The sequence below is a fragment of the Streptomyces antioxidans genome (genome assembly GCF_000968685.2).
Classification (GTDB): Bacteria; Actinomycetota; Actinomycetes; order Streptomycetales; family Streptomycetaceae; genus Streptomyces; species Streptomyces antioxidans.
In genome coordinates, this window is sequence record NZ_LAKD02000011.1 from 169,572 (window position 1) to 195,681 (window position 26,110).

The 26,110-nt window shown below is 72.3% G+C and carries 29 protein-coding genes; 25 read left to right on the forward strand and 4 right to left on the reverse strand.

Going from position 1 to position 26,110, the window contains the following annotated elements; genetic code table 11:
- The first annotated feature begins 361 nt into the window (after window positions 1–361).
- From VT50_RS06810 to VT50_RS06825, 4 genes are all read left to right on the forward strand, one after another.
- The gene (locus VT50_RS06810; RefSeq protein ID WP_240529064.1) at window positions 362–1,174 is read left to right on the forward strand and encodes a response regulator transcription factor; all 813 of its coding nucleotides are present in this window, start codon (window positions 362–364) and stop codon (window positions 1,172–1,174) included.
- A 53-nt stretch (window positions 1,175–1,227) separates the two neighbouring features.
- On the forward strand, window positions 1,228–2,211 hold the full coding sequence (locus tag VT50_RS06815) for a helix-turn-helix transcriptional regulator (protein WP_046083938.1): 984 nt from the start codon (window positions 1,228–1,230) through the stop codon (window positions 2,209–2,211).
- A gap of 500 nt (window positions 2,212–2,711) precedes the next feature.
- Window positions 2,712–3,275, forward strand: a complete 564-nt coding sequence (locus VT50_RS40270) for an ABC transporter permease (protein WP_240529070.1) — start codon at window positions 2,712–2,714, stop codon at window positions 3,273–3,275.
- A 27-nt stretch (window positions 3,276–3,302) separates the two neighbouring features.
- Complete coding sequence (locus VT50_RS06825) at window positions 3,303–4,355, forward strand: ABC transporter substrate-binding protein (protein ID WP_078840512.1); 1,053 nt, start codon at window positions 3,303–3,305, stop codon at window positions 4,353–4,355.
- Between the two features lie 16 nt (window positions 4,356–4,371).
- On the opposite strand, the gene VT50_RS06830 is transcribed toward VT50_RS06825, so the two are convergent.
- The 4 genes from VT50_RS06830 to VT50_RS06845 form a co-directional block, all read right to left on the reverse strand.
- A complete protein-coding gene (locus VT50_RS06830) occupies window positions 4,372–5,667 on the reverse strand; it encodes an MFS transporter (RefSeq protein ID WP_240529065.1) in 1,296 nt (431 codons plus the stop codon).
- A complete protein-coding gene (locus VT50_RS06835) occupies window positions 5,664–6,446 on the reverse strand; it encodes an LLM class F420-dependent oxidoreductase (RefSeq protein WP_046083936.1) in 783 nt (260 codons plus the stop codon). The genes VT50_RS06830 and VT50_RS06835 overlap by 4 nt, the downstream gene beginning before the upstream one ends.
- Window positions 6,447–6,523: 77 nt before the next feature.
- Window positions 6,524–7,540, reverse strand: coding sequence for a zinc-dependent alcohol dehydrogenase (locus VT50_RS06840; RefSeq protein ID WP_046083935.1), 1,017 nt, complete (start codon window positions 7,538–7,540; stop codon window positions 6,524–6,526).
- Between the two features lie 75 nt (window positions 7,541–7,615).
- Entirely contained in the window at window positions 7,616–9,181 is a 1,566-nt protein-coding gene (locus VT50_RS06845; protein ID WP_046083934.1) for an MFS transporter, read from the reverse strand.
- A 345-nt stretch (window positions 9,182–9,526) separates the two neighbouring features.
- On the opposite strand from VT50_RS06845, the gene VT50_RS06850 reads away from it, so the two are divergent.
- The 21 genes from VT50_RS06850 to VT50_RS06950 form a co-directional block, all read left to right on the forward strand.
- Entirely contained in the window at window positions 9,527–10,276 is a 750-nt protein-coding gene (locus VT50_RS06850; RefSeq protein ID WP_046083933.1) for a helix-turn-helix transcriptional regulator, read from the forward strand.
- 285 nt (window positions 10,277–10,561) lie between these two features.
- On the forward strand, window positions 10,562–10,813 hold the full coding sequence (locus VT50_RS06855) for an acyl carrier protein (RefSeq protein WP_046083932.1): 252 nt from the start codon (window positions 10,562–10,564) through the stop codon (window positions 10,811–10,813).
- Window positions 10,814–10,852: 39 nt separating this feature from the next.
- Complete coding sequence (locus VT50_RS06860) at window positions 10,853–12,094, forward strand: beta-ketoacyl-[acyl-carrier-protein] synthase family protein (protein ID WP_046083931.1); 1,242 nt, start codon at window positions 10,853–10,855, stop codon at window positions 12,092–12,094.
- Complete coding sequence (locus VT50_RS06865) at window positions 12,091–13,236, forward strand: beta-ketoacyl synthase N-terminal-like domain-containing protein (RefSeq protein ID WP_046083930.1); 1,146 nt, start codon at window positions 12,091–12,093, stop codon at window positions 13,234–13,236. Before VT50_RS06860 ends, VT50_RS06865 begins: the two co-directional genes overlap by 4 nt.
- Window positions 13,233–14,399: a beta-ketoacyl synthase N-terminal-like domain-containing protein gene (locus VT50_RS06870; RefSeq protein ID WP_046083929.1), complete on the forward strand. Its 1,167-nt coding sequence runs from the start codon at window positions 13,233–13,235 to the stop codon at window positions 14,397–14,399. Before VT50_RS06865 ends, VT50_RS06870 begins: the two co-directional genes overlap by 4 nt.
- Window positions 14,396–15,388: a thioesterase family protein gene (locus VT50_RS06875; RefSeq protein WP_046083928.1), complete on the forward strand. Its 993-nt coding sequence runs from the start codon at window positions 14,396–14,398 to the stop codon at window positions 15,386–15,388. Before VT50_RS06870 ends, VT50_RS06875 begins: the two co-directional genes overlap by 4 nt.
- Complete coding sequence (locus VT50_RS06880; RefSeq protein ID WP_046083927.1) at window positions 15,388–16,635, forward strand: beta-ketoacyl synthase N-terminal-like domain-containing protein; 1,248 nt, start codon at window positions 15,388–15,390, stop codon at window positions 16,633–16,635. The genes VT50_RS06875 and VT50_RS06880 overlap by 1 nt, the downstream gene beginning before the upstream one ends.
- Window positions 16,632–17,708 (forward strand): beta-ketoacyl synthase N-terminal-like domain-containing protein, encoded by a 1,077-nt coding sequence (locus VT50_RS06885; protein ID WP_046083926.1) that lies wholly within the window; start codon window positions 16,632–16,634, stop codon window positions 17,706–17,708. The genes VT50_RS06880 and VT50_RS06885 overlap by 4 nt, the downstream gene beginning before the upstream one ends.
- Window positions 17,709–17,733: 25 nt before the next feature.
- Entirely contained in the window at window positions 17,734–18,525 is a 792-nt protein-coding gene (locus VT50_RS06890) for an SDR family oxidoreductase (protein WP_046083925.1), read from the forward strand.
- Window positions 18,522–18,848, forward strand: a complete 327-nt coding sequence (locus VT50_RS06895) for a DsrE family protein (protein WP_046083924.1) — start codon at window positions 18,522–18,524, stop codon at window positions 18,846–18,848. The genes VT50_RS06890 and VT50_RS06895 overlap by 4 nt, the downstream gene beginning before the upstream one ends.
- The gene (locus VT50_RS06900; protein WP_046083923.1) at window positions 18,848–19,255 is read left to right on the forward strand and encodes a DsrE family protein; all 408 of its coding nucleotides are present in this window, start codon (window positions 18,848–18,850) and stop codon (window positions 19,253–19,255) included. Before VT50_RS06895 ends, VT50_RS06900 begins: the two co-directional genes overlap by 1 nt.
- A gap of 3 nt (window positions 19,256–19,258) precedes the next feature.
- A complete protein-coding gene (locus tag VT50_RS06905) occupies window positions 19,259–19,654 on the forward strand; it encodes a hypothetical protein (RefSeq protein WP_046083922.1) in 396 nt (131 codons plus the stop codon).
- A gap of 50 nt (window positions 19,655–19,704) precedes the next feature.
- Entirely contained in the window at window positions 19,705–20,823 is a 1,119-nt protein-coding gene (locus tag VT50_RS06910; protein WP_046083921.1) for a beta-ketoacyl synthase N-terminal-like domain-containing protein, read from the forward strand.
- Between the two features lie 37 nt (window positions 20,824–20,860).
- Window positions 20,861–21,847 carry an ACP S-malonyltransferase gene (locus tag VT50_RS06915; protein WP_075200229.1) on the forward strand — a complete coding sequence of 329 codons (987 nt, stop codon included), beginning with the start codon at window positions 20,861–20,863 and terminating at the stop codon, window positions 21,845–21,847.
- Between the two features lie 34 nt (window positions 21,848–21,881).
- Window positions 21,882–22,136 (forward strand): acyl carrier protein, encoded by a 255-nt coding sequence (locus VT50_RS06920; RefSeq protein ID WP_046083920.1) that lies wholly within the window; start codon window positions 21,882–21,884, stop codon window positions 22,134–22,136.
- Between the two features lies 1 nt (window position 22,137).
- Window positions 22,138–22,599: a 3-hydroxyacyl-ACP dehydratase FabZ family protein gene (locus tag VT50_RS06925; protein WP_046083919.1), complete on the forward strand. Its 462-nt coding sequence runs from the start codon at window positions 22,138–22,140 to the stop codon at window positions 22,597–22,599.
- Window positions 22,596–23,111 carry a 3-hydroxyacyl-ACP dehydratase FabZ family protein gene (locus VT50_RS06930; protein WP_046083918.1) on the forward strand — a complete coding sequence of 172 codons (516 nt, stop codon included), beginning with the start codon at window positions 22,596–22,598 and terminating at the stop codon, window positions 23,109–23,111. Before VT50_RS06925 ends, VT50_RS06930 begins: the two co-directional genes overlap by 4 nt.
- Before the next feature lie 34 nt (window positions 23,112–23,145).
- On the forward strand, window positions 23,146–23,967 hold the full coding sequence (fabG, locus tag VT50_RS06935) for a 3-oxoacyl-ACP reductase FabG (RefSeq protein WP_240529066.1): 822 nt from the start codon (window positions 23,146–23,148) through the stop codon (window positions 23,965–23,967).
- Between the two features lie 97 nt (window positions 23,968–24,064).
- A complete protein-coding gene (locus VT50_RS06940; RefSeq protein ID WP_046083917.1) occupies window positions 24,065–24,802 on the forward strand; it encodes a DsbA family protein in 738 nt (245 codons plus the stop codon).
- Window positions 24,803–24,960: 158 nt separating this feature from the next.
- Window positions 24,961–25,890 carry an alpha/beta hydrolase gene (locus VT50_RS06945; RefSeq protein WP_046083916.1) on the forward strand — a complete coding sequence of 310 codons (930 nt, stop codon included), beginning with the start codon at window positions 24,961–24,963 and terminating at the stop codon, window positions 25,888–25,890.
- 54 nt (window positions 25,891–25,944) lie between these two features.
- Window positions 25,945–26,110: biotin carboxylase N-terminal domain-containing protein (locus tag VT50_RS06950; protein ID WP_143645184.1), on the forward strand; the 166-nt coding region annotated here is incomplete at its 3' end.

Sequence of the window (26,110 nt, forward strand, 5' to 3'; positions counted from 1 at the left end):
GGTGCCGAGATGGCAGTAACCGGACACCGGCCCCCACTCCGCGTCGCCGAACCGCGCCGAACCGCTGCGGTCCGTAGTCCCCCCGGATCCAAAAGGTGCACTCGCCGGTAACTTGTGGACATGCGCCCCCGGCGCATCAGCGGCGCGACAGCACAACGCACGCCGCCACGCGCCGTTTTGCCAACTCTTTACCTCACGCCGCGCGTTGACGTGGTCGCTATGTGCGAATTAGTGTCGTCATGGATTTCGAACAATGTTGCCCGCGCATTTCGGGGCAGGGAAATTGACGAGAATCAGGCCGGTATTCGCATAACCAGGTCACTGTCGCCCGGCAGGGGAAGTCATGGTTGGTCTTGTGAGGGTGTCCGAGCCTTCTCCCAGGAGCACGGAGAGCACGGAGACTCCCTCGTCAGGCGCCATCGACTATGTCGAGCACGCGCTGCTGGCCGCCCGTGATCTGATCGAGTCCACGGTCACCAGGCACCGGAGGGAGCTGGCCCAGGACTCCTGGGCGGGGACGGCTCTGGGGAAGGTGCCGCTCGCCGAGGTCGTCGACACCCTCGTCGACTGCGCCGAGCGGACCGTCAGCGTGGTGCTGTCGGGGAACGAGGAGCAGACGCGGGCCGTCTGCGCCGCGCTCGCCCGCCCGGCCAGGGGAGCCCGGCGCGCCGTCGTCGTACGGCTGTTGTGCGAGGAGCCGGTGCTGGCCTCGGGGGCGGTACGGGCGCTGGCGCGCACCGATCCGCGGTGCGAGATCCGGGTGTGCGACGGCGGGCTCCCGGCGTTACCCGAGGCGCTGCTCATCGACGGCGAGGTGGTCTACCTCAGGAGGGGACCGTCGGAGCCGGGGCGTGGCCCGGGGCAGACGTCGCTGGTCGAGGACCCCGCCACGGTGCGGGCCCTGGAGATGATGTTCGCCGGGACCTGGGGGAACGCCGTGGCGCTGGCGGACCATCCGCGTCTTGGCGGGCGGTTGTGCCCGGACTCCGTACGGCGGATCCTGGAGTGTCTGCGCACCGGTCACACCGATGAGGTGGCGGCGCGTCAGATGCAGGTCTCCTTGCGCACCTACCGCCGGTATGTGGCGGAGATCATGCGCGAACTGGGGGCCAACTCCCGCTTCCAGGCGGGGGTGCGGGCAGTGGAATTGGGGCTGCTGCCCAGCCGTCACTGAACGGTGCTCGAGACCTTGACCAGTCACGAGGCGGAAAGTGCGGGAATATCGACATGATGGAGCGCGGACGCGATCCTGGACCGGAGACCGCGCACGCGGGGGACACCCTGGAGGGGGCGCTACGGGAGGTACGGGACCTCATTGAGTCCACGGTGATCCAGCACCGCGCCCGGCGGACCCGGGACGCGCGGTTCACCGAGGTGGGGGTGGAGGACGCCGCGTTCCTCGCCGCCGCCGAGGAGGTGATCGGCCAGGCGGGGCGGAGCGTGGACGCCGTCTTCCCCGAGTGCTCGGCCCGGATGGCGCCGGTGCAGGCCGCGCTGGGCGCGCTGCTCACGGACCTCGGCGAGCCGGTCGGGGTGCGGGTGCTGCGCGGCAGAACCGCCCCCGGCTCCGGATCCGGCTCCGCCCCTGGCTCGGGAACGGGCGGACCTGCCTCCGGAACGGGCGGACCTGCCTCCGGTGCGACCGGACCCGGCTCCGGACCGGCCGGGTCCGCCGCGGGAACGGCGCACTCCGGGCCCGTGCCGCGGCCCATCCCCGGGCCCGCGCCACCCGCCGAGGCGCCCGGCGCCACCCCGGCCACGCGCCCCGCTCGCGCGGCGGGCGGCGCTGGCGGCGCTGGCCCCGCGCAGGTGCGGATCGCGTCGGTGCCGCTGCCCACGGCGGTGATCGCCGACGGCCGTACCGCCCTGGTGTGCACCGAGGCCGAGGAGGGGCGGCAGACCTCGGTCATCGAGGACCCGGTGGTGGTGGCCACCCTGTACGGCATGTTCCGCTCCATCTGGGGCGGCGCCGTGCCCGCCGCCCGCCCGCTCGACTTCGGCAACCGCGCCCGCACCGAAATGGTCCGCCGGGTGCTGGCCCGGCTGCGCGACGGGGTCACCGACGAGGCCGCCGCCCGCGACCTGGCGATCTCGGTGCGTACGTACCGCCGCTATGTCACCGGGATCCTGGAGCTGCTGGAGGCCAACTCCCGTTTCCAGGCCGGGGTGCGCGCCACTGAGCTCGGCATCCTTGGAAATACGTCCACATGATAATTTCGTTTTCCCCATCGACATTGTGATCCGGAGCGTGCTGGCGATAGGTTGCCTGCGGGGGTGCCGAGATCTGGCAACAGCCGGTAATGCAAGGGGATTTGGGGATGACCGAAGGGCACGGAAGGGGCGCGACCGCCACGGCGGGCGCGGACGGCGAGTCGACCGCGGACGAGCCGCATTCACCCCGACCGGGACATGCGCGAAAGACCGGTGACAGCGGCGGAAATGGTGAGAGGTCGCGGTCGGGGACCGGTCGGAAAATGACCGGAGGGGCATCCGGAGCACCGCCCGGGGCGGCTCTCGCCGACCGGCGCGGAACGCTGTTCCGGAGAGTGCTGCCGCCGCTGCTATTCGGGCTGTTGCTGCTTGTCGCGTGGGACATCGCCACCCGGACCGGCGCCGTTGCGGAGTTCTATCTTCCGACTCCGCTCGACCTCGCGCGCCAATTCTTCGATGACGTCTTCCACGGTGATCTCGTCGACTACACCAAAGAGACGGTGTGGGAGGCGCTGGCGGGCAGCGGTATCGGCATCGGAGTGGCGCTGCCGCTCGGCTATCTGATCGCCCGCAGCGAGATCGCCGCGGCGGCCCTCGAGCCGTATGTGGCCGCGTCGCAGGCCATGCCCGCGGTGGCGCTGGCCCCGCTGCTGGCCCTGTGGATCGGCTACGGAATGCTGCCCATCGCGGTCCTCTGCTCGCTGCTGGTCTTCTTCCCCATCCTCGTCAACACCGTGCTGGGGCTGCGTTCGCTGGACCCCGATGTGATGGGGGCCGCGCGGGTGGACGGGGTGGGGTGGTGGGGGATGCTCTGGTACATCGAGCTTCCGCTCGCCCTGCCCAGCGTCCTCGCGGGGGTGCGCAACGGCCTCACGCTCTCCATCACCGGCGCGGTCGTCGGCGAATTCGTGATGGGCGGCGAAGGACTGGGGCAGCTGCTGTCGGTGCAGCGCCAGGAGGCCGACACCATCGGACTGTTCTCGACGCTCGTCATGCTCGGCCTTCTCGCCGCCGTCTCGTACGGAGTGGTCCGCCTGGTCGAGCGGCTCGTTCAGCGCGACTGACAAACTTTCACCCAAGAGGAGAAGTACGTGCGTTTCGTGCAGACGTCCATGAGGCGTGCCCACAGACATCGGGTCACGGGCGCGGCCGCCCTCGCCTCGGTGGTGGTGCTGGCCACTTTGACCTCATGCGCCGAGGAGCCGAAGAACGCGTCGGTCAAGGGCGGCGCATCCATCACCTTGGGGCTGACCTACACTCCCAACATCCAGTTCTCGCCGTTCTATGTGGCCGCGGAAAAGGGCTACTACAAGGACGCGGGACTCAATGTGAAACTGCGCCACCACGGCGCGGCCGAAGATCTTTTCGGGGCCCTCACATCGGGCCGGGAAGATGTGATCTACGCGGGCGGCGACGAGATACTCCAGGCACGCGCCAAAGACGTGCCCGTCGTGGACATCGCCACCTTTTACCAGAAATACCCGGTGGGTCTGATCGTGCCCAAGGAATCCGACATCCGGACCCCCGCCGACCTCAAGGGCCGGAAGATCGGCACCCCCGGCGCCTTCGGTGAGACCTATTTCGGTTTGCTGGCGCTCCTGAAGGAGGGCGGCCTTTCCACCAAGGACGCCAAGGTCCAGAACATCGGCTTCACCCAGCAGGCGGCCCTCACCGGAAACAAGGTCGAGGGGGTGATGGGCTATCTGAACAATGACGCCGTCTCGTTCAAGGAGGCGGGCAAGGACGTCCGGTCCCTCACCCTCAACTCGGGCTCGTCCGGGGACCAGCTGGTCGGCGTGGGTCTCGGCGCCACGAAGAAGACGCTCGACGAGCAGGGCGATGACATCAAGAAGTTCGTTGACGCGTCCTTGCGCGGATTGCGCTATGCGATCGACCACCAGGACGAGGCCATCACCCTCAGCGAGAAGTACATCCCCGGACTGAGCAGCGAGAAGCGGCGGAACAACGCCCGTGCGGTGCTCAAGGCCACGGCGCCGCTGATGAAGAACGACCAGGGCGAGCTGGGCGCGATCGACCCGCAGACCTGGACCCGGATGGCCGACTTCATGTACGACCAGGGGCTCCTGGAGAAGAGCGTCACGCCTGAGGACGCCTACGACACGTCGTATCTGCCCAAGTCCTGATCGCACCGGACGGCGGTCAGGCGCCCGCCGTCAGGCGACCCAGCCCTGAAGATGTGTGCAGCGCGGCGGCCACCATGAACGCGGCCGCCGCGCCCACTGCCAGGGCCAGCCAGCTGCCCGTGGCCGAGGCGTTGGCCACGATGAACAGCCCGATCGGCGGGCCGGAGGCGGTGCCCAGGTTCCAGGCCAGCGACGCCAGGGCGCTCGCCCGGCCCACCGACTCCTCGCCCGACCAGCGCAGCAGCAGCGGATAGAAGGCGGAGGAGTACATCAGCTCACCCGCCGCGAAGATCACCGCGAAGGCCAGCAGCAGTCCGTACCGCACGGCGGCCGGGGCCGCCTCCCCGGCCAGCGCCGCGCCCAGACCGCAGCCGAACGCCCCGGTCCACAGCACCGGACCGGCGGCCAGGCTCACGGTCTCGGGCAGCCGTTCCAGCTGGCGGCGGAGCAGTGGCTGAAGGGCGATCAGGGCGAAGGAGTTGGCCGCCACCACCGCGCTGACCCAGCCCAGCGTGATCGCCATGTGGTCGTGCATCAGCAGCGGTACGGTCGCCTCGATCTGGGTGAAGCCGACGATCGCGAAGAGCGCCTGGGCCAGGATCAGCAGCGCCATCGGGCGGGCCCGCAGCAGGGTGCGATAGGTGGGGCCGCCCCCGGACGGCTCTGCGGACTCGGGCTTCTCCGTGGCGGAGTCTCGCTGCTCCCGCCCGGGCCGGGCCCGCGGCCGTACGCCCAGGATCACCGCGATCAGCGGCAGCGCCGCCAGCCCGTTGGCCAGGTACAGCCAGCGCAGCGCCCCCACCGGGGTGGCCGCGCCGTGCAGCGCGAGCCCGGCCGCGACCGAACCGAGCCCGATCCCGGCGTTGTTGACGATATGCCGGATGGCGAAGGCCGAGCGGCGCCCGCTCTCGGGGACGGCGATGTCCACGATGCCCACGATCGAGGCGTAGAAGAGCCCGAAACCCGCCCCGACGCACACCCCCGAGACGAGCACCAGCACCACCGAACCGGCCGGGGCCAGCAGGGCGTACCCGGCCGCGAGCGCCGCGCCGCCCAGCGCGCCCACCCGGTGCGGGCTGCCCCGGTCGGCCAGCGGCCCTCCGGCCAGGGCGGCGGCGAAGCTGGCCGCGGCCATCGCGATGAAGTAGCCGCCCGCGGCCCGGCCGCCGAGCCCCAGCAACTGGCTGATGTAGATCGCGGTGAACGGGAAGCACAGCCCGTTGCCCAGGCTGGAGAGCAGCAGCGCGCCCATGAGCAGGCCGAAGCGGCGCCCCAGGGGCGTACGGGGCGCCGTGGCGCGTATGGCCGTCACGAGGTGAGCGCGGACCGGACCTTGAGCAGCTCCTCGACCCTGCGCAGGTCGTACGGGGCCGGGAGGGAGAGCACCACATGGACCGCCCCGGCCTCGGCGAACCCCTCGACCAGCGGCAGCTGGTCCGGGTTGACCATCACCGTACGGGCCACCGCGCCCGGGTCCCTGCCGACCCGTTCGCACCACTCGTCCAGCACGCCGCTCAGCTCGCGGAACTCGGCGACCGGGTCCTCGGAGGCCCAGCCGTACCAGTTCCACCAGTCGGCCTCGCGGGCCACCAGCTCCAGGGTGCGCCGCCGCCCGGCGCCGCCGATCAGCAGCGGGAGCGGGCCCGCCGGGCCGGGGTTGAGCTTGGCCAGCCGCTCCTTGACGGCGGTGACGGACGCGGTGAAGGCGTCCATGCGACCGGCCGGTCCGGGGAAGGGCAGCCCGTATTCGGTGTGCTCGGCCTCGAACCAGCCCGCGCCGAGGCCCAGCACTAGCCGTCCGCCGCTGAGCTGGTCGACGGTGCGGGCCATGTCCGCGAGCAGATCCGGGTTGCGGAACGCGGTGCAGCTCACCAACGGCCCGATGGTGGCCCGCCGGGTCTCGACCGCCATCGCGGACAGCAGCGACCAGCACTCGTAGTGGCGCCCGGCGGGGTCGCCGGTGTGCGGCAGGAAGTGGTCCCAGGTCCACAGCGAGTCGACCCCGATGGCGTCGGCCTCCCGCCACGCGGTGCGCAGCTCGGCGATTCCGGTGTGCTGGGGGTGCAGTTGGACGCCTACGCGCAGGGACACGGAGGGGAGTCCTCTCTCTTGGCGGTGGTGATGGCGCGGCTGGTGGCAGTACGACTGGTGAGCATGGCGGTGAGCGGCTACGGCGTGACGACCACGCGGTAGACGGGCGTCTCCGCGGACTGCTTGAGCGCCTTCTCGACCTCGTCCAGCGGGTAGCGCGCCGTGACCAGCGCCTCCAGCCGCCCGGACAGCCGCCCGCCGCGCAGCAGTTCGGCGGCGGCGCGCCAGTCGTCCGGCTCATGGCTGAAGGAGCCGGTGACGGTCAGCTGGCGGCGGTGCACCTCATAGCCGGGGAGCTCGGCGGGCGGGCCGCCGGGGCCGCCGCCGTAGAGGACGATGGTGCCGCCGTCGGCGACCGCGGCGAGCGCCGAGGCGATGGCCTCCTTGGACGCGATGGTCACGAACACCACGTCCGCGGGCGGCAGTTGGCCGACGTCCTCGGGGGTGACGGCCGCGTCGGCGCCCGCCGCCGCGATGGCGGCCAGCCGCTGCTCGTCCCGTTCGACCACCGCGACCCCGCGGGCCTGCAGGTGTGCGGCGACGGCGAGGTGGAGATGGCCCATATAGCCGGCGCCGATGACGGTGACCCGGTCCCCGGCGCGGAAGCCGCCGCGGCGCAGCGAGTGGACCACACAGGCCAGCGGTTCGCCCATGGCGGCCACGGCGGGGTCGGCGTCGCCGACCGACCACACCCGGGAGGCGGGCAGGGCGATGTACTCGGCGAGTCCGGCTCCCATGGTGATCGCGCCGTCCTCCCGCTTGTGCCCCTGGAGCGCGACACAGATGGCGGTCTGGCCGCGTCGGCAGCTGCGGCAGGCGCCGCAGCGCGGCAGCCCGTCGAGGGCGACGAGGGAGCCGACGGCGGGCATGTCCTCCAGCGTGGCGGCCTTGGCGCCGATCCGCTCGACCCAGCCGGATATCTCATGTCCGGCGGCGGCGGGGTAGACCGTCATCCGCCCCGCGTAGAGATTGGCCTCCATGGTGCAGATGCCGCAGGCCGCGATGCGTACCAGCACCTCGGAGTCACCGATGTCGGGGACAGGTATCTCTCTGGTCTCCACCTGGCCTGCCGCCGTGATGACAGCTGTACGCATGTGAACTGCCTTCCGGGTTACGGACGTTGTGCCGGGAGGCTATGCCGGGGCGACGGGGGTGGCAAGCAAGAACGATCACATGCTGGATCGTGCTCCGGAAGATGTCCTGCGGAAGCCCCACCAGATGATCACTGCTCCGGCCGCGGCGGCGGCCGCGCCGACGACGGAAGCCACGTGCATGGCGTGGACGAACGCTCCGTCGGCGATGTCCGACAGCCGGGGCAGCCGCATCTTCGCGCCGAGCAGCCGGGTGGCCTCGGGGGACTCCGCGGCGCTGTCGGCGGCACCGGACGGCAGCCCGCTCAGCCGCGGGGTGACCCGGTCGCGGTAGACGCTGACCAGGACCGAACCGAGGACCGCCACCCCGAGGACGCCGCCGATCTGCCGCAGCGAGTTGTTGACGGCGGAGCCCGCGCCGGTCCGGTCGGCGGGGAGGATCGCCATGATGGCCTCGGTGGTGGGGGCGACGGCGGCGCCCATGCCCAGTCCCTGGAGGATGAGGAAGACCCAGAACAGCGGCAGTCCGCTGTGCTCGTCGAGGAATACGTACGCCACGAAGCCGGTGGTGGCGATCAGCATCGCGGCGGTGACGACCGGGCGCACCCCGTGGGCCCGCACCAGCTTGGCCGAGAACGGGGCGCCCAGCAGCACGCCGAGGGCGACCGGGGCGATGGAGAGACCGCACTCCAGCGGGGTCTGGCCGTGTACCCCCTGGAGATAGAAGCTGGTGTAGTACATCGAGCCGTTGAGGCCGAAGAAGGTGAGCATGACGGCGACGCTGGCGCCGGTGAAGCGGATGTCGCGGAAGAGCCGGACGTCGAAGCTGGGGTTGGCGACGCGCAGTTCGACGAGGACGAAGACCCCGACCAGCACCAGACCCCCGGCCAGCGAGCCGACGATGGCCGGATCGGTCCAGTCGTTGCGGTGGCCGCCCTCGATGACGCCCCAGACGATGGCGAAGAGTCCGGCGGTGGAGAGCACCACACCCAGTGGGTCGAACTTCTGCCGCACCCGGGCGACCACTCCGGGCAGGAACACAAACGATCCGGCCACGCACAACACCACGATCGGCACGTTCACCAGGAAGACCGAGCCCCACCAGAAGTGGTCGAGCAGCGCTCCGCTGAGCATCGGCCCGGTGGCGATCGCGATTCCACTGGAACCCGACCAGATGGCGATGGCCAGGGCCCGGTGCCGCTCGTCGAAGACCTGGGCGATCAGGGCCAGGGTCGCGGGCATGATCAGGGCGCTGCCGATGCCCATCGCGCCGCGGGCCACGATGAGTTCGGTGGCCGAGCCGGAGTAGGCGGCCCAGGCGGAGGCCATGCCGAAGAGCACCATCCCGGTCAGCAATAAGCGGCGGTGGCCGTAGCGGTCGGCGAGCACTCCGCCGGTGAACAGCAGCACCGCGAAGACCAGGGTGTAGGAACTGATGCTCCACTGGAGCTGGTTGGGGCTGGCGCCGAGCCCCTCGGCCGGGTCGGCCAGGGTCTTGAGGGCGACGTTCAGCACGGTGTTGTCCAGCCACACCGCGAGTTGGGACAGGACGAGTACCGAAAGTGCGAGCCATTGGCGACCGGTGGGGGAGTGTGAGGGACCGGCCTGAGTGGCGTCGGTGGTCGCGGTGTTCTGTGCAGCCATGGGGGCGGCGCCTTTCGGGACCCAGGGCGAGGTGGGGGGGTCCGCGTCGTATGGCAAGGGATGGCGTGCTGGCTCCAGAGGAAGTTACCAATCCGTCGAGTGGAGGCGCAGCCCCTTGCCGACACGGGGAGGTGTCGTGGCCGGAACCCGAGGGTATTTCCCGGCGGGAAGTGTCTCATAAGGAACGATCTTCCTTGCCGTGTGCCATGGGGCTCGTTACTGTTCCCGGAAAGGGAACGGGGGTGTCCTTTGAGCCATTTCGGAATTCAACCAAATGGGCGAGGGTCTATTGACGGATTTGACGGGGAGGCGGGTACGGGGGGCGCGGTTCGAACGGAGCCGGACATGGGTTCTGACAACCTGGAGGAGACTCTGGGGCAGGCGTTACGCCTCCTGGAGTCCGCCGTACACCACCACCGCCGCTCCGCGCTGGCCTCGGCGTCCGCCGAACTGCCGGTGGCCGGGGAGGCGGTGGCCGGGTGGGTGGCGCGGCTGGTGCTGCGCGCCGAGCGGGACGTGATCTGGAGTCTGCCGGAGGTCATGGGCGAGGATCACGCCCGGCTCGTCGGGCAGACGCTCGCCCAGCTGGCGGGCAAGGGGGTCAGAACCCGGATGCTGTGCCCGCCCGCGGTCATCCGGGGCGCGGCGTGGCAGCGCTCGGTGGGCACCGTGGCCCGCCTCGAGGTGCGGGTCTTCGAGGGGGTGCGGCAGGAGCTTGTGGTGGTGGACGGCGCGGCGGTGATCGCGCCCGACGCCTCGCCGGGCGAGCCAGGCGGCTCCCGCGCCTCGATGATCCAGAACTCCACCGTGGCCGATATGCTGCAGCAACTCCTGTGCGGCATGTGGGATACGGCCCAGCGGCCGATGCGGCCGCTGTCGTTCGAGGGCGGCGCGCGCGGCCGGGTGCTGCGCGAGGTGCTGACGCTGATGGCGGAGGGCTACAAGGACGACGCCGCGGCGCGCAAACTCGGTCTTTCGGTGCGTACCTACCGTCGCTATGTGGCCGACATCATGCGGGACCTTCAGGTCGAATCGCGGTTCCAGGCCGGAGTGCGCGCCGTACGCGCCGGGCTGATGGAGTCCGACCCCGGGTAGGGGGTGGGCCGTGGCACCGGACGGCGGCCGGGTTGTTGGCGGTTTTGGCGTTATTGGCACGCTTCTGTCCGCCGACGACCTGGCAGCTTCCTGCAGATCTCATCTTCTGACTGCGGGGTAACCGGCTGCCATCTGCAGCTTTATGACATGCCCACGAGTCGAACGCCGGTGTTCATCGGGCGCGTGACAGCTAGTGGACTCTGGGGTTGTCCCCTCCCGGAGCGGCGCCTAGCGTCAACGGAAGCTTCGTGCTTTGCCCATGCCCGAAAATGGAGGTGCGCGGTAATGACCGCCATCGTCGAAGAGCGTCGTGAAACCATCAAGGAAATCGTCACCGATATTCTTGAGATCGACCCCGACGAGGTCACCGAGACCAGTCTCTTCAAAGAAGAGCATGACGCGGATTCACTGCGTGCCATTGAAATACTCGCGGCATTGGAGAAGACCTTCAACATTGTCATAGACCAGTCCGAACTCGGTCGGATGGTAAATCTCCGTGGCGTCTATGAGGTTGTTTCCGACGCGGCGGGCTGGTGACCGCCGGATCGTGGCGGACTCCTTGGAAGGCAGGGCGAAATGCGTGGTGAGCCGGGTCGCAGGGTCGTTGTCACCGGCCTCGGGGCGGTGTCCGGCATCGGCATCGGCGCGGCGGAATTCCTCGCCGGACTGCGCGCCGGTAAGAGCGCGGCGGGGCCCATCACCGCGTTCGACACGGAGGGCTTCGACCGCTCTACGGCGTGTGAGGTCCGGGATTTCGAGCCGGACCGGTGGATTCGAAATCTCGAGGTGCGGACGCTGGGCCGGGCGAGCCGGTTCTCGGTCGCGGCGGCCCGTATGGCGGTGGCCGACGCCGGATTCCCCGAGCCGGAGAGCGCACTTCGCGACATACCCTGTCTGATCTCCGTCGGCACGACCGACGGCGAGTCCAGGGACCTGGACCATCTGGTCGAGGAGGAAGTGGACCTGGGGCCCGAGCGGATGGATCCCACGGTCGCCCGGCGGGTGCCCGCGGGGCGGCTGTCGAGCGCGATCGCCCAGGAGTTCGGCCTCACCCGCGCCGAGGCGGTCACCCTCCCCACCGCGTGCGCCGCCGGGAACTACGCGGTCGGCTACGGCTATGACGCCATCCGCGGCGGGGACGTGGACCTGGCGCTGTGCGGCGGGGCCGACGCGCTGTGCCGCAAGACCTTCACCGGCTTCTACCGCCTCGGCACCATCGCCCCCGAGCGATGTCAGCCCTTCGACAAGGACCGCAAGGGCATCCTGACCGGCGAGGGCGCGGGCATCCTGGTGCTGGAGAGCCTGGAGTCGGCGCTGTCCCGGGGCGCCCGCATCTACGCCGAGGTGCTGGGCTACGGCCTCAACTGCGACGCGGACCACCCCGTGGCCCCCAATCAGGACAGCGTGGTCCGCTGTATGCGGCTCGCCCTGGACAGCGCCCGTGTCAAGCCGGACGAGGTCGACTTCATCTCGGCGCACGGCACCGGCACCAAGGCCAACGACACCACCGAGGCCCGGGCCATCCGCCAGGTGTTCGGGGACGCCGCACCGCCGCGCACGGTCTCCATCAAGTCGATGATCGGCCATTCCATGGGCGCCGCCGGGGCGTTGGCCTCGATCGCCTGCTCCCTCGCGCTCACCGAGGGCTTCATCCCGCCGACCATCAACCACGATGAGACCGACCCCGAGTGCGGTCTGGACTGTGTGCCCAACCAGGCCGTGGAAGCGGACCTGAAGGTGGTCCAGAACAACGGGCTGGCCTTCGGCGGCAACAACGCCGTCGTCATCTTCGGCAAGGCCCGAGCGGACTGGTCATGAGCCAGCTGGTGACGGGCGCGGGCGCGGTGGCGAGCGTGGGCGAGGGCGTCGACGAGGTCTTCCGGGCCCTGTGCGCGGGCACCAGCGGACTCGGCGAGCTGCGCGGCTTCGACCGGGAGCGGTACCGGACCCGCCACGCCTACGAGATCGACGACCGCCCCGCGCCCGGCACCGACCTCCCCGGCCGCGCCACCGACTGGCTGCTGCGCGCGGTCGGCGAGGCCGCGGCCCAGGCGGGGCTCGGCGAGGACCTGAGCGAGGTGCCCGTCCTCGTCGGCACCGGGCTGCGGGAGCTGCGCTCGGCCGAGCTCGCCTGGCGCGACGGCACCCCCTTCGACATCGCCCGGCTGCACTTCGGCACCGCGCTGCGGAGACGATTCGGCGCGGTCCGCACCCACACCTTCTCCGGGGCCTGCTCGGCCTCGCTCTACGCGCTCGCACTCGCCGCCGACCTGCTGACCACGGGCGCCGAGGACACCGTCGTGGTGGCCGGGGTCGACACCCTCACCGAGTCGATGTACGGGCTGCTTGACCGCGTCAACAGCGAACCCCCCGACCGCGTCCGGCCGTTCGACCGGGACCGCCGCGGGGTGCTGATGGGCGACGGCGCGGCCGCCGTGGTGCTGCGCCGGGAGGAGCCCGGCGCGGAGCCCCGCGCGCTCGGCCGGGTGCGCGCCGTCAGCATGAACTGCGACGCGAACCACGTGACCGCCCCCGACCCCCGGGGCATCGCGCGCGCGGTGCACGAGGCGCAGTGGCGGGCGGGCGTCAAACCGGGCGACATCGACCTGGTGCTGCTGCACGGCACCGGCACCCAGCTGAACGACGCCGCCGAGGCCGCCGCCATCGCCGAGGTCTTCGGACGCGAGGTCAGCGGGCCCCTGATGACCGCCATCAAGTGCATGACCGGCCACACCTCGGGCGGCTCCGGGCTGCTCAGCCTGATCGTCGCGCTGGAGTCACTGGCCTCCGGCCGGGTGCCGCCCACCCTGGGCCTGGCCGAACCGCTGCCCGGGGCCGAGGCGTTCCGCTTCGTCCGGGAGGAGGCGCGGGAGGACGGGGACCTGCGGGTCGCGCAGATCGACGCCTTCGGCTTCGGCGGGGTCAACGCCGTCGCCATCGTCGAGAGGGCCGACCGATGACGCAGGGCCCCGGCGAAGTCGTCGTCACCGGCGTGGGCCTGGCCGTCCCCGGCGCGAGCACCCCCGGCGCGCTGCTGCGCCGTACCGCCTGCCAGGTCACCGGGCCCGCCCCCGAACCGTTCGACACCGGCGCTCGGATCGGCCGCCGGGGCCACCGCTACAAGGACCGGGCCACCCGGCTGGCGCTGTGCGCCGCGCTGGATGCGCTGCGGAACGCCGAGCTGGTCCCCTCCGACGGCGAGGAGGTGACCGTGCCCGGCGACACCGTCGGCGTGGTCGCCAGCTCCAACCTGGGCAACCTCGACACCGCCTGCCTCACCGCCGCCGCCATCGCCGAGCGGTCGGCCATGGACCTCAGCCCCATGAGCCTGCCGAACGCCTCCAGCAATGTGATCGCCTCCTGGGTGGCCATCCGCCACGGGCTGCGCGGCCCCAACCTGATGCTGTGCAACGGGGCGACCTCCGGGCTGGACGCCGTGCACTGGGCCGCCGTGCTGGTCGCCGCGGGCCGGGTCAGACGTGCGGTGGTGATCGGCGTGGAGACCCACAACGCCGTCGTGGCGGACCTGCTCGGCCGGTCCGCCGGGGAACTGCTGGACGGCGCCGCCGCCCTCGTCGTCGAGGGCGCCCGCTGGGCCGCGGCCCGGGGGGCGCGGGCCGTCGCCGCCCTCGGGCCGTACGAACGGGGGGCCGGGCTCGGCGGCTGTGTGGCGGCCCTGCTGCCCGACGGTGCCGCCCCGGGCGTCTGGTTCACCCCCGAGCGCTACGCCGGGGGGCCCGCCGGGGCCGTACCGGTGCCAGGGGGCGTGCCGGTGCCGGGGGGCGTGCCGCGCTACGACGTCAGCGTTGCGGTGGGCCGGGCCTCCGGGGCCCTCGGGGTGCTCCAGTGCGTGGCGGCAGTCGGCTGGCTGGCCCGCGCCGGGGCCGGGGCTGGAACCGGAGCCGGGGTCGATCCCGAAGCGGGAGCCGGGAGCACCGCCTTCGAGGCAGGGGCCGGGGCCGGGGCCGCGCCGGACCCGGTGCCCGCGTCCCGTCAGGCGCTGCTCACCAGCGGGGACGACACCGAGGACGCCGTGGCCGGACTGCTGCTGCGTCCCACGCCCGACCGGTGTGACCCGTACCCCGCACGTGCCCCCCTCATCTCCATGGAGTGTTCCCGATGACCGCCGTCGCCCCGCCGATATCGACCAAAGCCCTGCTGACGGACGTCACCACCGTCCGGTTGCGCCCGCGCTACGAGGGGTCGAACATCTGCACTTGGATCGGCTTCAAACACGTCAACTACCTCGTTGAGGAAGCCGTGCTGGTGCACTTCGCGGACTCCGGGGCGCCCGCCCGGCGGCTGTACGAGGAGCACGGTCTCGGACTGGACATCGTCGCCCTGGAGACCCGCATCCTGCACGCCTTCCATATGGACGACATGGCCGAGGCCGAGGTCGTGCCGGACACCGGGGAGGACGACCGCACCCTCGGCTTCCGGGTGACCCTCCGCGTGGCGCGCGACGGCTCGGTCCTCAAGGCCGTGGCCGCCAAGGTGCGGGTCTCGCTGCGCGCCGACACCTATCTGCCGGAGGCGGGCGGCCCCCCGGCCGAGTTCGCGCCCTTCGTGGTGGACCGGCTGGGGGCCGAGGCGCGCACCGGCGAGCTGGCGCCGGTCCGGGTGCTGCTGCCGGACGGGGACGAGGCCGCCGTCCTGGCGTCGCTGACCGCGGGCCGCAACGCCCACGCCTGGAAGTGGAACATCCCGTACCCCTACTGCCACTTCACCGAGCGGCTTCAGATGTCCGGCTATCTGCGGCTGATGGAGGAGGCCAAGGACCGCTTCGTCCGCGACCGCGGGATCTCCATCAAGACCCTGCTGGACGAGCGCAGATGGATACCGGTCGTCCCCCGGTCCTCGGTGCGCGTCATCGACGAGGCGGTGATGGAGGAGGACCTCTACACCGTCTACACGGTCGAGGAGATCTTCAAGGACCTCACCTACACCGCCCGGATGGACTGCTTCGTGGTCCGCGACGGCACCCTCACCCTCACCGCCACCGGCCGGATCACCCACGGCTACGCGGTGATCGACAACCGCAGCGACTGGCGGCTGGTCCCCTTCGACCGGCGGGTGCTGGACGCGCTCGGCGGAGAGCCGAGCGGCACCTGATGGACGACGTACTGGTCACCGGCCTCGGCGCGCTGTCCCCGCTGGGCGCGGGCGTCGACGCCTTCTGGCGCGGGATGCACAAGGCGGACACCGCACCGGCGCGGGTCCCCGATCCGCTCGCCCATATGGACCGTCCGCTGATGTACCTGGTGCCGGAGGCCGACGTTCCGGACGGGCCCGAGGAGCAGGACGGGCTGCCGCTGGGGCGCGGCTCGCGGTTCGCGCTCGCGGCGGCGCGCGAGGCGGTCGCCGACGCGGGGCTCACCGCGCCGCTGGAGCCTTCCGCGCTGCCGGAGGCGTACGCCGCGGGTGGCGGGCTCGATCCGCGCCGGGTGGCCGTCGCCCTCAGCACCGGCATGGGCGACACGGATCTGCACGAGGGCTGGTGGACCGGCGGGGAGCCCCCCGCGTCCGGCCGCTGGGCGCCCGCCTTTCCGCTGGCCTCGGTGGTCGGCGGGTGGTTCGGCGCCCAGGGCGTCAACACCTGCGTCAGCAACGCGTGTGCGGCCAGCGGCTACGCGCTCTCGGTGGGCGCCGACCTGATCCGCTCCGGCGAGGCCGACGTGGTCATCGCGGGCGGCGCCGAGGCGTACTCCCGGGTCGCCCTCGCCTGCTTCAACCGGCTGGGCGCCATCGACCCCGAGCGCTGCCGCCCGTTCGCCGCCGACCGGCAGGGCACCGTCTTCGGCGAGGGCGCCGCCGTGCTCGTCCTGGAGTCCGCCGCCCACGCCCGCGCGCGCGGCGCGCGCACCGTCTACGGCCGTCTGGCGGGCGCCGGTTGGAGCTGCGACGCCCACCACGCGACCGCCCCCGAGCCCTCCGGCGAGCAGATCGAGCGCGCGATGCGCGGAGCGCTCCGGGAGGCGGGGGCCGGGCCAGAATCCGGATCCGGATCCGGGCCGGGGGAGCTGGGGTTCGTGATCCCGCACGGCACCGGCACCGAGCTCAACGACGTGGTGGAGAGCCGGGTGCTGGGCGGCCTGACCCCCCGTACGCCCCTCTACAGCGTCAAGGCGCTCATCGGGCACACCGGCGGCGCGGCGGGCGCCTTCGCCGCACTGGCCGCGAGCCTGGTGCTGCACCACGGGACGCTGCCGCCGAATGTGCCGGTCGGTGAGCTGGATCCGGAGTGCGCGGTGCCGCTGCCGTCCGGCTCCACGCCCCTGACCGGGGCGTACGGGCTGGTCAACGCCTACGCCTTCGGGGGCAACAACGTCTCACTCGTCTTCGGGGAGGCCGCCGCGTGAGCGATGAACCGGCCGTCGGCCTGGTGGTGACGGGCATCGGCACCGTGGGCGCCGAAGGCTTCGACTTCCGCACGGCGCTCGGCCGCCACGGCTACAAGTATCTGCCCGCCGCCTCCCAGTACTTCCTCGCCGCCGCCAAGCGCGCGCTGGCCCAGGCGGGGCCCGACGCCCTGGAGCCGGTCGGACCCGAGGAGCGGGGCGCCGCGGTGGGCACCAACAGCGCGGCCGTCGCCCTGCACCACACGATGGACCGTACGGTCACGGCCACCGGGGCGGGCGATCTGTCCCCGGTCACCGCGCCCTACTTCTCGATCAACCTCTTCGGCAGCCGACTGGCCACCGAACACGACCTCAAGGGCTTCAACCTCACCTTCACCAGCCCCCGGGTCGCGGGCCTGGAAGCGCTTCAGAACGGCCTGCGCGCCCTCGCCGCGGGCCGGGCCCGGCGGCTGCTGGCCGGGGCCACCGAGGAGGCGCTGCCCGAGGGCGAGCCGGGGGCGGACACCTCGGAGGCCGGGGCCGTCGCGCTGGTGCTTGAGCCCGGACCGGCCGCCCGGAGCCGGGGGGCGACGGCGCTGGGCCGGGTGGGCGTCCGCTCGTTCTTCCTTCCGCCGAAGGTGGCCGCGTCCGCCGAGGGAGCCGAGCGTGCGGCGGCGCTGCTGCGGGACGCGCTGGACGCCCTCGGCCACCGGCCCGACCGGCCCCTGGCCGTCACCGCCGTCCTCGACGGCTCCCCGGTCGGCGAGGCCGTGGCGGCGGCGCTGGACGGGAAGGCGCCGGGCGAAGGGGCGCTCGGGGAGCGGGCGTTGGACGGGCGGGCGCTCGGCGGGAACGCACTGGGCGGGCGGGTCCTGGCGGATAGGCCCGAGCGGGTCCCGGCGGGCGCGGGCGCCCTGGAGCCGGTGGCGCGCGTGGCCGCCGCCCTCGCCGCACCGGACGGCCACCCCCACGCCGTGATCACCGCGGCGGCCGAGGGGAACGCCGCCGTCTGCCTGATCACCCCGGGCGACGCGAGCGCCATACCGGAGGGCGAGCAGCCGATGGGCGTACGACAACGGGCGGGCAGCCGATGAGCGGACGACGGAGGGCGAGCGACCGATGATCACCCGACTCGACGGTTCCTGGTGCCTGGTCCTGGGCGCCTCCAGCGGTATGGGTCTGGCCATCGCCCATGAACTGGCCCGGGAGGGCGTCCACATCCTCGGCGTCCACTTCGACACCACCGACGGCCAGGAGAAGGCCGCCGCCGCCCGGGAGGAGATGCGCGGCCACGGCGTCGAGGCCCACTTCTTCAACGCCAACGCCGCCTCCGCCCGCACCCGCGAGGAGCTGCTGCCCCGGTTCGAGGAGCTGACCGGCGGCACCGGCATCCGGATCGTGGTGCACTCCCTCGCCTTCGGCACCCTGCTGCCGTACCTCGGCGCCGAGAAAGAGGACAGCCTGACCGCCCGCCAGATGAACATGACGCTCGATGTGATGGCGCACTCGCTCGTCTACTGGACCCAGGACCTGTTCACCACCGGCCTGCTGCGCCCGGGCGCCAAGGTGTACGCGATGACCAGCGCCGGGGGCGCCAGGGTGATGCCCCACTACGGCGCCGTCTCCGCCGCCAAGGCCGCCCTGGAGTCCCATGTGCGCCAGCTCGCCCTGGAGCTCGCCCCCTCCGGTATCGCCGTCAACGCGCTGCGCGCCGGCGTCACCCCGACCCCGTCCATGGAGCGCATCCCCGGCAGCGACCGGCTCGCCGCCCACGCCCGGGACCTCAACCCGCACCGGCGGCTGACCCGGCCCGAGGACGTCGCCGAGGCGGTCTCACTGCTCTCCCGCACCGACTCCTCCTGGATCACCGGCAATGTGATCGGCGTGGACGGCGGTGAGCTGCTGACATGACGGCCCATCTGCTGATCGAGAGCGGCGGCCCGCAGACCGGGCCCGCCTGCGAGCGGTTCCTCGGCGATGCCGCGCGGCTGGCCAGGGACGGCCACCAGGTGGTGCTGTTCCTCGTGGAGAACGGTGTGACCGCCGCCGTGCCCGGCACCGCCCCGGGCATCGAGACGTTCCTGGGCGACGGCGGCGAGCTGTGGGTGGACGCCTTCTCCGCCGCCCAGCGCGCCCTGCCCGCCGCCGATCTGACGCCCCGGGCGCGGCTGGTGGAGATGGACGACGTGGCCGCCAAGCTGCTGGAGCCGCGGATCAGGGCGGTGTGGCACTGATGCCCAGGCCCGTTCCCCGTACCGATGTGCTGCTCAACCTCTTCGGCGCGCCGCACCAGACCGACCTGGTCACCTCGGCGCTGCGGCTGGCGGCCGCGCTGCTCGCCCGGGGCGCCCGGGTGCAGATCTGGACCTGCGGCGACGCCACCCGGCTGACCGGCGCGGCCCTGGGCGACACCAAACCCCGCGACTACACCGAGCTGGGCCGCGAGCACCCCTCCACCGCCCGGGTCGTCCGCGAGCTGATCGAGGACCACCCCGACCGGCTGTACTGGTACGTGTGCCGCTTCTGCGCCGAGGAGCGGGGCGCCGCGGACCAGATTCCGCAGGTCCGCACGCGGGCGCCGTTCGTCTTCGCCGAGCATGTGAACGCCGCGGACAAGAGCCTGCTCATGGGGGTGTGCTGAGCCATGGGCGACCAGGCACGCTGGCTGCTGATCGTGGAGAAGGCGTACCGGGGCTCGATCGAGACCCAGTACGCCGACGCGCTGTACTGCGTGCCCGATCTGCACCGGCGGAGCGGCGGCTGCGATCTGGCGCTGCGCGGCCCCGCCGCCGGCTACGCGCTCGACACCGGCCCCCGGCCCCCGCTGCGGCTCGGCGGCCGAACCCTGCACACCCTGCCCCATCCGCCCACCTCCGTGGCGAAGCTGCTGGCCGCCGGGGTGACCGTGCTGGTCGAGGAGGACGGCCTGGCCGCGCTCGGCCGCACCGCCGCCGAGCGGCTGCTGCCCGGCGTACGCGTCATCGGCGGCGGTGACCTCGCGGCCCGCTGGCCCTCCTACGAACAGGTGTGGTTCCTGTGACCCGCCGCCCCCACGGCCCCTTGGCCCCAACCGAAGGAGTACCCGTACCCATGGTCAACGCCCCCTCCGGGGCAGCCCCGGTGATCTCGGCCTGGACCGCCGTATCGCCCCTGGGGCTGCGCGCGGCCGACTTCAGCGCGGCCCTGCGGTCCGGCCGTCCGGCCGCCCGGCCGCTGGACCCCGAGGAGTGGTCGGCGCCGTTCCGCCGGGCGAGCCTCGTGCCCGACTTCCACATCCGACAGATCCTCGGCCGTAAGGGCACCCGCTCCATGGACCGGGCGACCGGCCTCGCCGTCACCGCGATCCGCCACCTGCTCACCGGGGAACGGGAGCACGGCGAGGGCGAGCGGCTGCCGGGGGTGGGCGAGGAGACCGGTCTCGCGCTCGGCACCAGCACCGGCTCCGCCCAGAGCATCATGGACTTCACCCGGGACTCGCTGGTCGGCGAGAAGCCCTTCTACGTGGACCCGGCCCGGTTCCCCAACACCGTGATGAACTGCGCGGCCGGCCAGTCCGCCATCTGGCACGGGCTCAGGGGCCCCAACACCACCATCGCGGGCGGCCGCGCCACCGGACTGCTCGCCCTGCGGTACGCGGTGCGGCTGCAGCGGGCCGGACGGGCCGGGGCCGTGCTGTGCGGGGCGGTCGAGGAGTTCTCCTCGGCCCGCGCCTGGCTGGAGTGGCACGCCCGCGCGGACGAGAACAGCGACGCCGTGCTCGGCGAGGGCGCGGCCGTATGGCTGCTGGAGCCCGACGCCTCGGCGCGCGAGCACGGCCGCGAGGGGCTTGCCGAGGTGGTGGGCCTGGAGTTCGGCTGCGCCGCGGACGCGAACGCCGCCCGTACGGTGCTCGCCGAGACGATCGGACGGCTGCTGGACCGCACCGGGGTGACCCCCGGCGAGCTGAGCGCCATCGCCGACTCCGGCGCCCCAGGCGCCGAGGGGGAGGCCGAACTCGCCGCCCTCGCCGACGCACTCGGCGGCGAGGAGCCGCCGCGGATCACGGCCGCCGACACCATCGGGGACACCTGCGCCGCCGCGGCGGCCTTCCAGATCGCCGCCGTGCTCGCGATGGCCGAGCGCCAGGAGATCCCCTCCGGCGCGATGGCCCTGGTCACCACCGTGGACCGGGACGGTGTGGTCGGTGCGGCCCTGCTGCGGATCCGGTGACGGGCCGCCGCCCGCTGAACTGAAGGAGCTGGTTGAGATGACGGACCGAGAGACGACGGGCACGCCCCCCGCGGCCCCCGGCGACGACGCGCCCCGTACGGCGCTGGTCTTCCCCGGGCAGGGCGCCCAGAAGGCGGGCATGGGCGCGGCGTGGCGGGACACCGCGTCCTGGGCGCTGGTGGCGGAGATCTCCGAGCACACCGGTGTCGACGTCGAGGAACTTCTGCTGAAGGCCGACGACGAGACGCTGCGCCGCACCGACCTCGCCCAGATCGCCGTCTTCACCACCGAGGTGCTCGCCCACCGCGAGGCGGCGGCCGCCGGGCTGCTGGGCGGGGTGGTGGCCTGTGCCGGGCACAGCCTGGGCGAGTACACCGCGCTGCATGCCGCCGGGGCCGTGCCGCTGGCCGACACCGCCCGTCTCGTGGCCGCCCGCGGCCGGGCCATGCGCGGGTGCGCCGAGACGTCGCCCGGCACCATGGCCGCCGTGGTGCGGCTCGGCCCGGAGACCGTGGAGGCGCTGGTCGCCCGGGTCCAGCAGGACGGCGGCCAGGTCTGGATCGCCAATGTGAACGCGCCCGGCGCCATCGTGCTCTCGGGCACCGCCGAGGCCGTGGACCGGCTGGCCGAACTGGCCGTGGAGAGCGAGGGCAAGGTGATCCGGCTCGCCGTCGGCGGCGCCTTCCACAGCCCGCTGATGGCCGCCGCCGCGGATGAACTGCGCGAGGCCCTGGCCGCCGTGGACTTCGCCCCCGAGCACACCCCGGTCGTCGCCAATGTGGACGCCCGCCCGTACGCGAGCGGCGAGCACTGGCGGGACCTCGAACTGGCCCAGCTCACCAGCCCGGTGCGCTGGGAGGAGGGGGTCCGCACGCTCGCCGGCGAGCTGGGCTGCGTACGGTTCGTGGAGCTGGGCCCCGGGCGCCAGCTGACCGGGATGATCCGCCGGATCGCGGACGGCGCGCTCACCGTCCCGGTCGAGTCGGCCGCCGCCCTCACCAAGCTCACCACCCCCAAACCCTGAGCCCCACGCTCTGAGAGCGGAAGGAGACCCCCGCATGGCCGACGCCACCGCCGCCCTGGACCTGGACGAGCTGCGCACCTTCGTCGCGGACGTGCTCGACGTGGACGAGGCGGACGTCACCGACGACGCCGACTTCGTCAAGACCCTCGGCGTGGACTCCCTGATGGCCCTCGAGGTCATGGTCGTCCTGGAGAAGAAGTACTCGGTGAAGCTGGAGGAGCGGGAGATGAAGGACATCACCACGCTCCGGAAGGTGCACGACCTGCTCGCCTCGAAGCTGGGGAGGTGAGATGACGGCGGCGGCGTGCGGGCCGGTGGACGGCGCCGTGGAGGTCGTGGACCCTGGCCTGCCCGGTGAGCGGCCCGCTCGGTGCGTGGCCGTGGTCGACGCGTCGGAGAAGGTGTTCGCCGGGCACTTCCCTGGGTTCGCCATCTTCCCCGGGGTGTGCGTCGTGGAGTACGTCCAGCGCGGCGCCCTCGCCACCCTGCCGGGGCGCGAACCGGGCGGGCGCTGGATCCTGGCGGCCGTCGAGTCCTCACGCTTCCTCAGCCCCGTCTACCCCGGTGACGAGCTGACCAGCGAATACGTCTGGTCGCGCAAGGACGGTGGCTGGCGCTGCCGGGTCTCGGCGGCCACCGGGCGCGGTCCCGCGGCGCAGATAAGGCTGCGCTTCGAGAACCGGGCCGCCCCTGGCGCGGCGGCCGGCGCGGGGGAGCGGAGCGACCGGGACCGAGGAGCGGACGCCGGATGATCACCGTCGATCAGATCAAGCGGATGCTGCCGCACCGCTACCCCATGCTGCTGGTCGACCGGGTCACCGAGCTGGTGCCGGGCGAGCGGGCGAGCGGGCTGAAGGCGGTCACCTGCAACGAGCCCTGGTACGAGGGGATGCCGGACACCGCGACCGAGGAGGACTACCACTATCCGTGGACGGTGCTCATCGAGTCCTGGTGCCATGTGGCCGGGGTGCTGGTCACCTGGGACCGGCCCAACCCCGATGTGCGCGCGGGCAAGGCGATGCTGCTGGGCGGGATCGCGGACGCCGAGTTCCACCGGCCGGTGGTGCCCGGCGATGTGGTGGAGCATCATGTGCGGCTTGCCCGCCAGGTCGGCGAGACCTTCGTCTTCGAGGGCGAGAGCCTGGTCGGCAAGGAGACCGCCCTCACCATAGGGCGGCTGACGATGACCATGCGCCAGGCCTCCGACCTGGCCGCCCCGCCCGTGCCCCATGTGCCCGACCCGCCCGTGCCCGATCCACTCTGACCGCACACCACCTCCGGGAGAAGGACCTCACCGTATGTCCGACCGAATATCCGACGACACGGGCCGCGCATCCGGTGAGGAGAAGCCGGCGCGCGGCGAGGGGCCGACGCCTGGCGAGGAGCCGACCCCGCGCGTCGCGCTGGTCTCCGGCGGCTCCCGCGGCATAGGCCGGGCCACCGTGCTCCGGCTGGCCCGGGACGGTCTCGACGTGGCGTTCTGCCACCGCTCCAGCCCCGGCGCCGCCCGTGAGCTGGAGGAGGAGGCGGCACGGCTCGGCGGCGGTCGGGTGCTCGGCAGACAGGCGGACGTCAGCGACGCGGGCGCGGTGCGCGAGCTGGTGGCCTTCACCGAGGAGTCGCTGGGCCCGGTCGAGGTCGCGGTCACCTCCGCGGGGATCACCCGGGACAATCCGCTGCTGCTGATGACGGACGAGGAGTGGCGCGGCGTCCTGGAGGTCAACCTGGACGGCACCTATCACCTGTGCCGTTCCGTGGTGTTCGGAATGATGAAGCGCAAGTCCGGATGCGTCATCAACATCTCCTCCGTGGCCGGTGTCCACGGCAATGCGACCCAGACCAATTACGCCGCCTCCAAAGCGGGGATCATCGGCTTCACCAAGTCGCTCGCCAAGGAGGTCGGCCGGTATGGCATCCGGGCAAATGTGGTGGCACCCGGCTTCGTCGAGACCGATATGACGGCCGAGCTCTCCGACCGGACGCGCAAGGAAGCGGAGCAGAGCATCCCGCTGCGCCGCTTCGGCCGTCCCGAGGAGGTCGCCGACATGGTCGCGTACCTGGTCGGAGCGGAGTATGTGACCGGCGCGGTGTTCCAGGTGGACGGCGGCATCGTCCTCTGACGTACACCGCCGCACCGCTCCGCGCGGCGGTGCGCACGATGGGGCCGCCCGCCGGACGGGCGGCACGCAGGAGAGGGACGAGCGAGGGGGTACGGACATGGCAGCCAAGCGCAGCAAAGTACCGCGGTTCTATTTCAATTTCCGCAGCCCGTACAGCTGGATCGCCTACCGTGATCTGATGGACCGCTATCCGGATGTCGCACAGGCGGTGGAATGGCACCTGTGGTGGGAGCCGGACGCGGACGGGGAGCGCCGTATGGCCGAACACGGCCATCACTTCCCCTATTCGGCGATGTCCCGGGAGAAGCACCTCTATATCCTCCAGGACGTGCGCCGGCTGACGGCCGACCGCGGGCTCGCGGTCAGCTGGCCGGTGGATCACGACCCGGTCTGGGAGGTGCCGCACCTGCCGTACTTCCTCGCGCTGGACGCGGGGCTCGGCCCCGCCTGGATCGAGCGCGTCTACCGGGCACGCTGGCAGGAGGGCCGCGACATCTGCGACCGTACGACCATCGCGGACATCGCCGGGGAGCTGGGGCTGTCGGCCGAACGGGCGGCGGCGGCCGCCGATGACGAGGAGCTGCGCGGTGGCCGGGGGCTGCGGGCCCTGCTCGGGCTCAGCGAGGCGGGGGCGTTCGGCGTGCCGTTCTTCACCCATGGCTATGACAAGTTCTGGGGCGTGGACCGGCTGGCGGCCTTCGTCGCGTCGGTCCGTTCGGGATCCGGGTCCCGGCCCGGCTCCGGGGCCCGGGAGTCGCCCCTCACCGGGGTGCCGGAAGCGGACTTCGCCGCCGCCCGGTCGGCCGATCCGGGCCATGCCGGAGGCTGTGGCTGACTCTTCGCCCGTCCGCTCGTTCACACGTTGTCGCCCGTCCACCCGCCGGTTCCGACCGCCCAGTACCTCGCCCGTCCAGCCGCCCGTCCGCCGCCCAGCCCGACCGAGACGAGAACGCCCTGACCGCCGACGGCCACTCCCCCTCCTGGAGGACGCAGATGCCCGAGCCACGCCAGACGTCGGCGCGGCCTCCTTCCCTGGGAGCCCGCGCCCTCTCGGCCGCGGCGCTGCCGATCGCCCCGCTGTTCGGGGCCTCGCTGGCGTATCTGGCCTTCCATCCGCGGCGCCGGGAGCAGCGGGAGCACCCCCGGGACCACGGGCTGCCCTGCACCGAGCTGAAGGTCCCCTTCGCGGCGCGCAAGCACCTCGACACCTGGCTGTGCCCGGGGTCCCCCGAGAAGGTGGTGGTGCTCGGGCACAGCATGGCGACGGCGAAGGACCACAGCCTCCGGCACGCCAAGTTCCTGCACGACGCCGGGTACACGGTCTGTCTGTTCGACCACCGCAGCCACGGGGCCAGCAGCGATGACCGGGCGCCGTTCGGGCTCGGTGACCGGTTCGCCAGCGATGTCACCGCCGTGGTGTCCCATCTGCGCGACCGGAGCGGGTACGGCACGGCGCGGATAGCCTTCTACGGCTTCTCGTTCTCGTGCTTCTCGTCCATGTGGGCGCTGACCCACGACGGGTTCGAGCTCGACGCGCTGGTGTGCGACAGCGGGCCGGGCCACGACGTCCCGCCGCTGCTGCGCAAGTTCCTCGAGGCGGAGGCGCTGCCGCTGCCCGCCGTGCTGAAGGGCGAACCGGCCCGCTCCGTGGTGGCGCGGACGCTCTGCGCGGTGGGCCCGGCCATGCTCCGGGCCCAGTGGCCGCCGCCCGCGACGGGCAAGTTCGCCAAGATCCCCCTGTTGTTCATGTCGGGCGAGCACGATGCGATCGTGCCGCCCTCCTCGGTGGACGCGCTGGCCGAGCGCTATGCCCAAGCCGAGACCCACGTCCTGCCGGGAGCCGAGCATCTGCTCGGGCTGGAGACCGATCCTGAAGGCTACGCGAGCGTGGTGCTGGATTTCCTCGAGCGGGCCCTGGGGTAGCCACCTTGACCGTCCTCGACGGGACGGAACTTTTCGGAAGAGGGAAGAGAGAGCATGCAAAAGGTGCTCATCGCCAATCGTGGCGAGATCGCTGTCCGTGTTGCCCGTGCCTGTCGGGATGCCGGGATCACGAGCGTAGCCGTCTACGCCGATCCGGACCGGGACGCATGTCATGTGCGCGCGGCCGATGAAGCCTATGCGCTGGGTGGTGACACCCCGG

Coding starts and splice junctions, on each gene's coding strand:
- VT50_RS06890 (WP_046083925.1), top strand. CDS start 17,734: ATGATCACCCGACTCGACGGTTCCTGGTGCCTGGTCCTGGGCGCCTCC.
- VT50_RS06910 (WP_046083921.1), top strand. CDS start 19,705: ATGGTCAACGCCCCCTCCGGGGCAGCCCCGGTGATCTCGGCCTGGACC.
- VT50_RS06900 (WP_046083923.1), top strand. CDS start 18,848: ATGCCCAGGCCCGTTCCCCGTACCGATGTGCTGCTCAACCTCTTCGGC.
- VT50_RS06945 (WP_046083916.1), top strand. CDS start 24,961: ATGCCCGAGCCACGCCAGACGTCGGCGCGGCCTCCTTCCCTGGGAGCC.
- VT50_RS06855 (WP_046083932.1), top strand. CDS start 10,562: ATGACCGCCATCGTCGAAGAGCGTCGTGAAACCATCAAGGAAATCGTC.
- VT50_RS06925 (WP_046083919.1), top strand. CDS start 22,138: ATGACGGCGGCGGCGTGCGGGCCGGTGGACGGCGCCGTGGAGGTCGTG.
- VT50_RS06895 (WP_046083924.1), top strand. CDS start 18,522: ATGACGGCCCATCTGCTGATCGAGAGCGGCGGCCCGCAGACCGGGCCC.
- fabG (WP_240529066.1), top strand. CDS start 23,146: ATGTCCGACCGAATATCCGACGACACGGGCCGCGCATCCGGTGAGGAG.
- VT50_RS06870 (WP_046083929.1), top strand. CDS start 13,233: ATGACGCAGGGCCCCGGCGAAGTCGTCGTCACCGGCGTGGGCCTGGCC.
- VT50_RS06930 (WP_046083918.1), top strand. CDS start 22,596: ATGATCACCGTCGATCAGATCAAGCGGATGCTGCCGCACCGCTACCCC.
- VT50_RS06875 (WP_046083928.1), top strand. CDS start 14,396: ATGACCGCCGTCGCCCCGCCGATATCGACCAAAGCCCTGCTGACGGAC.
- VT50_RS06845 (WP_046083934.1), bottom strand. CDS start 9,181: ATGGCTGCACAGAACACCGCGACCACCGACGCCACTCAGGCCGGTCCC.
- VT50_RS06865 (WP_046083930.1), top strand. CDS start 12,091: ATGAGCCAGCTGGTGACGGGCGCGGGCGCGGTGGCGAGCGTGGGCGAG.
- VT50_RS06860 (WP_046083931.1), top strand. CDS start 10,853: ATGCGTGGTGAGCCGGGTCGCAGGGTCGTTGTCACCGGCCTCGGGGCG.
- VT50_RS06905 (WP_046083922.1), top strand. CDS start 19,259: ATGGGCGACCAGGCACGCTGGCTGCTGATCGTGGAGAAGGCGTACCGG.
- VT50_RS06940 (WP_046083917.1), top strand. CDS start 24,065: ATGGCAGCCAAGCGCAGCAAAGTACCGCGGTTCTATTTCAATTTCCGC.
- VT50_RS06840 (WP_046083935.1), bottom strand. CDS start 7,540: ATGCGTACAGCTGTCATCACGGCGGCAGGCCAGGTGGAGACCAGAGAG.
- VT50_RS06915 (WP_075200229.1), top strand. CDS start 20,861: ATGACGGACCGAGAGACGACGGGCACGCCCCCCGCGGCCCCCGGCGAC.
- VT50_RS06815 (WP_046083938.1), top strand. CDS start 1,228: ATGATGGAGCGCGGACGCGATCCTGGACCGGAGACCGCGCACGCGGGG.
- VT50_RS06920 (WP_046083920.1), top strand. CDS start 21,882: ATGGCCGACGCCACCGCCGCCCTGGACCTGGACGAGCTGCGCACCTTC.
- VT50_RS06850 (WP_046083933.1), top strand. CDS start 9,527: ATGGGTTCTGACAACCTGGAGGAGACTCTGGGGCAGGCGTTACGCCTC.
- VT50_RS06880 (WP_046083927.1), top strand. CDS start 15,388: ATGGACGACGTACTGGTCACCGGCCTCGGCGCGCTGTCCCCGCTGGGC.